The following is a 5,545-nucleotide window of genomic DNA, read 5'->3' as shown; positions in this document are numbered from 1 at the left end:
TGTGAATCTCAATCCTGAGGAGTTCCCTCTCGTCGCCAAGCTCCCTGTAAAGCTCCTCCGCCTTCTCGATTAGCTCGAGGGCCTTCTCGTACTCCTGGAGCTCCTCGTGAATCATAGCCATGCTGTAGTATATCCTCGCGGCGTGCTCGATGTTGCCCTTGGCGACCTCCTCTTCAAGGAGCGCCCTGAACAGTTCGAGACTCTTCTCAAGCTCCCCGATGAGGTAGTAGAGGTCTGCCAGGTGGAACTTCAGCTCGAAGTCGTCGCTCTCCTTCGCGAGCTTCTCGAACTCTGAAATCTTGTCCTCGTTGAGTATCTCGTGATAGTAGTAGAGCACGAGCTTGTACAGCTCCCAGTCCTTGCACTCCTTCGCAAGTTTTTCGGCCTTCTCGAGGACCTCCTTAAGCTCCTCGTCGCTCAGGTCGTCCACCTTGTAGTAGAGAATCCTCCTGAGCTTTTCGCAGTTCTTTTCCTCGATGGCCTTCATAATCTCCTCCATGCTTTCACCCCGGTTTTCTAACGCGCCGATGTATTTAATTCTTTGGCTACCTTTTTAACCCCTCCACGAGAGCTATGGACATGCTCCAGGTGATTTTTCTCGGCACCGGCGGGATAATGCCGACGCGCGAGAGGAACGTTCCAGCGGTGGCGCTCCGCTACAATGGTGAGATTATACTCTTCGACGTCGGCGAGGGCACGATAAGGCAGATGAACACGGCAAAGCTCAGTCCGATGAAGGTCGAGAAGATTTTCATCACACACTTCCACGGCGACCACTACCTCGGGCTCGGCGGGTTAATTCAGACGATGAACCTCTGGAACCGGGAAACGCCCCTCCACATCTATGGCCCAAAGTACACCTTCGAGTTCGTGCAGAACTTCCTCAACAGCGGTTTCTTCAGGCCGGTCTTCGATATACACGTCCACGAACTCGGCGAGACGAGGCTTAAGTTCGGCGACTACGAAATCTGGAGCTTCAAGGTCGAGCACGGGATTCCGGCTTTAGGATACGTCTTCAAGGAGAAGGACAAGAGGGGAAAGTTCCTGCCCGAGAAGCTTAAGCAGTACGGCCTCAAGCCCGGGCCGATGCTCGGAAAGCTTGAGCGTGAAGGCAAAATCGAGTGGAACGGCCGGATAATCCGCCTCGAAGACGTTACTGGACCGAAGAGACGGGGAGTTAAGATAGTCTACACCGGCGACACCGAGCCGGCCGAGAGGGTGAGGCTCTTTTCCGAGAGGGCCGATTTGCTGATTCACGATGCCACTTACCTCAGCGATGAAGACCGGGGAGATAGCTACCACTCCACAGTCGAGGAGGCTTGCGAGACCGCGAAGAAGGCAAAGGTAAAGCTACTCGCCCTCTTCCACAGGGCATTCCGCTACACCTACGACGAATACCTGGGCGAAGCCTCGCGGATATGCCGGGAATTCGGCGTGAACTTCGTCGTTCCGAGGGACTTCGACGTTTTAACGTACAAATCTGGCGAGTGGCAACTCCGGAACCTTCTGGAGGGGGAAAGATGAACTATCTCCGCTACGTCAAGCTAATAGGCACGATGCACGTCTCGCCGAGGAGCAGGGAGGAGGTAATCAGGACGATACTGGAGGAGAGGCCGCACGCCGTCGCGATAGAACTCGACAGAGCGCGCTTCTTGGCCATGGAGCGGAACGTCGAGCTGACGCTTGGGGATTCACTCAGAATGGGAAGGGCCGGCTTGATAAACTACGCTTTGGCTAAGGTCGAAGAAAAGCTCGGAGAAACCTTCGGGATGTCGCCCGGCGAGGAGATGAAGGCCGCGATAGAATCTGCAAAGCTGTTGGGAATCCCGCTGTACCTCATCGACGAGGACATCAGCGTAATCCTCGCCAAGATTGCCTCGGCGCCCTTCAGAGAGAAGCTCCTCATGGCGCTCGAGGGCCTGAGCGTTTTCCTGCCCTTTGGGGGCGGGGAACTCGGCGACCCCGTTGAGGAATACAGGGCGATGATGGTCGAGTTCAGGCGTCGCTACCCTTACCTCTACCGCGTCCTCGTCGAGGAGCGCAACGAGGTGATGGCGAGGAACTTGATGGCGATAGTGGATTCCCTCCTCGCGCGGGGAGTTAGGAGGCCTAAGGTTATAGCCGTCGTCGGCCTCGGGCACAAGCTAGGCATCGAGAGGCTCCTGAACGGACGTTACTTTTATATGGAGAAGTGAGGAAAATCCTCGGGGATTGCCATGAGGGACAGGCTTGAGAAGATGCTGAACGTGGAAATACTCGACATGGAGGAAACCGAGGATAAGATTATAGTCTACGTTCCCGCCGATAAAGTCAGAATCGCCGTTGGGAGCGGGGGTGCCGCGGTTAAAGCGGCTGAGCTTGTCATAGGAAAGAAAATTGAAGTCCGCCCCAAGGAATGATTCTTCTACCACCTTCGGTGATACCTGGCGGAAAGGTTAAATAAGTTAAAGCCGAGTTTCTTCGGGTGAGGCGTATGGAGTACAAGAGACCCTTCGGCGTCAGGATTGATGAGAATGGTGTTATTCCCGGGGCAAAGAAGCTCGTTAGAAGGCTCAGCGACATGAGGGGCTACTTCTACGACGAGAAGGCCTACGAGGAGCTTCTCAAGGAGGACCCCGTTGTCTACGAGGTCTACGCAATCGAGCAGGAGGAGAAGGACGGCGACCTCAACTTCGCGACAACTATACTCTACCCCGGCAAGGTTGGGAAAGAGTTCTTCTTCACCAAGGGGCACTTCCACGCGAAAGCGGACAGGGCCGAAATCTACTACGCCCTCAAGGGGAAGGGCGGAATGCTCCTCCAGACCCCGGAGGGGAAAGTGGAGTGGGTGCCGATGGAGCCGGGAACGGTCGTCTACGTTCCACCCTACTGGGCGCACAGGACTGTTAACACCGGCAACGAGCCGTTCGTGTTCCTCGCAATCTATCCGGCAGATGCGGGCCACGACTACGGCTCGATAAAGGAGAAGGGCTTCGCCAAGCTCGTCGTCGAGGAGAACGGCGAGGTTAAGCTGATAGACAACCCGCGCTGGAAGTGAGCGAAACCCTTATTAGTCCTTCCTACTTTTCACTCTTGGTGATACATAATGTGGGACGGGCTTTACGCTTCTGCCTTCGAGAGGGTCAAAGCCAGCATAGGCAACGTTGAGGGCGTTCTCCTGGCTTACAACACCAACATCGACGCCATCAGGTACCTTGAAAGAGATGACCTTGAGGCGAGGATTGAAAGGGCCGGAAAAGAGGAGGTCCTTCGCTACTCCGAGGAGTTGCCCGAGAGAATAACGAGCGTCCCTCAGCTGCTCGGTTCAATCCTATGGAGCGTCAGGAGAGGCAAAGCGGCCGAGCTTTTCGTCGAAAGCTGTTCGGTTCGCTTCTACATGAGGCGCTGGGGATGGGACGAGCTTAGGATGGGCGGTCAGGTCGGCATAATGGCCAACCTCCTCGGAGGGGTTTACGGCGTTAAGGTGATAGCGCACGTCCCCCAGCTCTCAAAGCTCCAGGCGGGTCTCTTTAAAGACGGGCCGATTTACGTGCCGAAGGCCGAAAACGATGAGCTTGAGCTCGTCCACCCGAGGTACTTTAGTGCTGATGAGGAGAGCTGTCTCCATTACATCTACGAGTTTCCCAGGGGCTTTAAGGTTCTCGACTTCGAGGCCCCGCGCGAAAACCGCTTTATTGGAGCGGCCGACGACTACAACACGAACCTCTTCATCCGCGACGAGTTCAGGGAGCGCTTTGACGAGATTGCCTCCGGCGTCAGCCTCGCGATAATCAGCGGACTTCAGGCCCTAACCGAAGACAACTACCGCGAGCCCTTCGAGACGATAAGGGAGCACCTGAAGGTTCTCAACGAGAAAGGCATTCCCGCCCACCTCGAGTTCGCCTTTACTCCGGACGAAACCGTTCGGAAGGCCATCCTCGACCTGCTTCCCGCTTTCTGGAGCGTCGGCCTCAACGAGGTCGAGCTGGCCTCGATAATGGAAGTGATGGGCGAGAAGAATCTGGCAGAAAAGCTCCTCGCGAACGACCCCGTTGACCCGATAGCGGTTACCGAGGCTATGCTCAAGTTAGCTGAGCTCGGCGTTAAGAGGATTCACTTCCACACCTACGGCTACTACCTCGCGCTGACCGCTTACAGGGGCGAGTTCGTCCGCGATGCTCTGCTCTTCGCGGCTTTAGCGGCGGCGGCGAAGGCCAAACTCGGTGACGTTCCCTCGATAGACGAGATAGTCAGGGCCATGGACGTGCCCGTGAACGGGAGGGCAAAACCTGTCGAGGAAGCCCTCGCCAGTGAGTACGGTATGAGAAACGGCATAGCTGAGGTCAACGGTTACCAGCTCGCCTTCGTTCCGACAAAGATAGTGGTCAAGCCGAAGTCAACGGTCGGTATAGGCGACACCATATCGAGCTCGGCCTTCGTCGGGGAGTTCGCCCTGAAAAGGATATAAACTCCCGGTATTTTAGCTCTTCTCAGGTGGTAGGAATGAAGACCGTAATCCTTGCGGGAGGAAAGGGGACGAGGCTGTGGCCCCTCAGCAGGGAGCTGATGCCGAAGCAGTTCATACGCTTCTTGGACGACAAGAGCCTCTTTCAGAAGACCGTTGAGAGGGCTTTAATGTTCTCGAAGCCGGGCGAAATATTCATCGTCACAAACAGGAACTACCGCTTCCGCGTTCTGGACGATTTAAGGGAGCTGGGCGTTGAAATCCCTGAGGACAACATCCTCCTTGAGCCGAGCGCCAAGAACACCCTGCCCGCTATCCTCTGGGCGACGCTCAGGATAGAGGAGGAGTTCGGGAACTCGGTCGTTGCGGTTCTGCCAAGTGACCACCTCATAGAGGTCAACGAGGCCTACGAGAAGGCCTTTGAGAACGCTGGAAGGCTGGCCAGGGACTACCTCGTCACGTTCGGAATCAAGCCGACCAGACCGCACACGGGCTACGGCTACATAAAGCCGGGCGAGAAGATTGAAGAGGACGGGAGGATAATCGGCTACAGCGTCGCGGAGTTCAAGGAGAAGCCGGACCTCGAGACGGCAAAGCGCTACGTCGAGAGCAACTACCTCTGGAACAGCGGAATGTTTGCCTTCTCAAGCTCGCTCTTCATCGATGAGGTTCAGAAGCACGCCCCCGACGTCTGGGAGGCCTTCGAGGAGAGCGGTGACATAGAGGAGGCCTACAACCGCGTCCCGGAGATAAGCATAGACTACGGCGTCATGGAGAAAACCGACAAAGCGGCCGTCGTTCCCCTCAACACGAAGTGGAGCGACCTCGGAAGCTTCGACGCAATCTACGAGGTCCTTGAGAAGGACTCCGACGGGAACGCGGTTCGGATTCGCGGAAAGAACGGTTATCACATCGGTGTTAATTCCAAGAACAACCTCATAATGACCGAAAGGCTTACCGCGACTGTTGGCGTCGAGGACCTGATAATCATAGACACCGGTGATGCATTGCTCGTGGCGAAGAAGGGCGAGAGCCAGCGCGTTAAGGAGGTTTACAAGGCACTTAAGGAGCTCGGCGACGAGCGCGTCATCGTCCACAGAA

7 protein-coding genes are annotated in these 5,545 nt (G+C 56.1%); 6 read left to right on the top strand and 1 reads right to left on the bottom strand.

Features of this window, described 5'->3' with window-relative positions:
* Positions 1-499 (bottom strand): tetratricopeptide repeat protein (locus tag MVK46_RS09795; protein ID WP_297536492.1); only part of this gene is annotated, 499 nt, incomplete at its 3' end.
* 80 nt (positions 500-579) lie between these two features.
* Between MVK46_RS09795 and MVK46_RS09790 the strand changes: the two genes are divergently transcribed.
* The 6 genes from MVK46_RS09790 to MVK46_RS09765 all read left to right on the top strand — a co-directional run.
* On the top strand, positions 580-1,524 hold the full coding sequence (locus tag MVK46_RS09790) for a ribonuclease Z (protein ID WP_297536491.1): 945 nt from the start codon (positions 580-582) through the stop codon (positions 1,522-1,524).
* A complete protein-coding gene (locus tag MVK46_RS09785; protein WP_297536490.1) occupies positions 1,521-2,195 on the top strand; it encodes a TraB/GumN family protein in 675 nt (224 codons plus the stop codon). The genes MVK46_RS09790 and MVK46_RS09785 overlap by 4 nt, the downstream gene beginning before the upstream one ends.
* A 21-nt stretch (positions 2,196-2,216) precedes the next feature.
* Positions 2,217-2,399 (top strand): KH domain-containing protein, encoded by a 183-nt coding sequence (locus MVK46_RS09780; RefSeq protein WP_297536489.1) that lies wholly within the window; start codon positions 2,217-2,219, stop codon positions 2,397-2,399.
* 74 nt (positions 2,400-2,473) lie between these two features.
* Complete coding sequence (gene pgiA, locus MVK46_RS09775; protein WP_297536488.1) at positions 2,474-3,037, top strand: glucose-6-phosphate isomerase; 564 nt, start codon at positions 2,474-2,476, stop codon at positions 3,035-3,037.
* Positions 3,038-3,085: 48 nt separating this feature from the next.
* Positions 3,086-4,447, top strand: a complete 1,362-nt coding sequence (locus tag MVK46_RS09770; RefSeq protein WP_297536487.1) for an ADP-specific glucokinase — start codon at positions 3,086-3,088, stop codon at positions 4,445-4,447.
* Between the two features lie 35 nt (positions 4,448-4,482).
* Positions 4,483-5,545 (top strand): mannose-1-phosphate guanylyltransferase (locus MVK46_RS09765; RefSeq protein ID WP_297536486.1); only part of this gene is annotated, 1,063 nt, incomplete at its 3' end.

This window comes from Thermococcus sp., assembly GCF_027066465.1.
Classification (GTDB): Archaea; Methanobacteriota_B; Thermococci; order Thermococcales; family Thermococcaceae; genus Thermococcus.
This window is presented reverse-complemented; position numbering and strand designations above follow the sequence as displayed.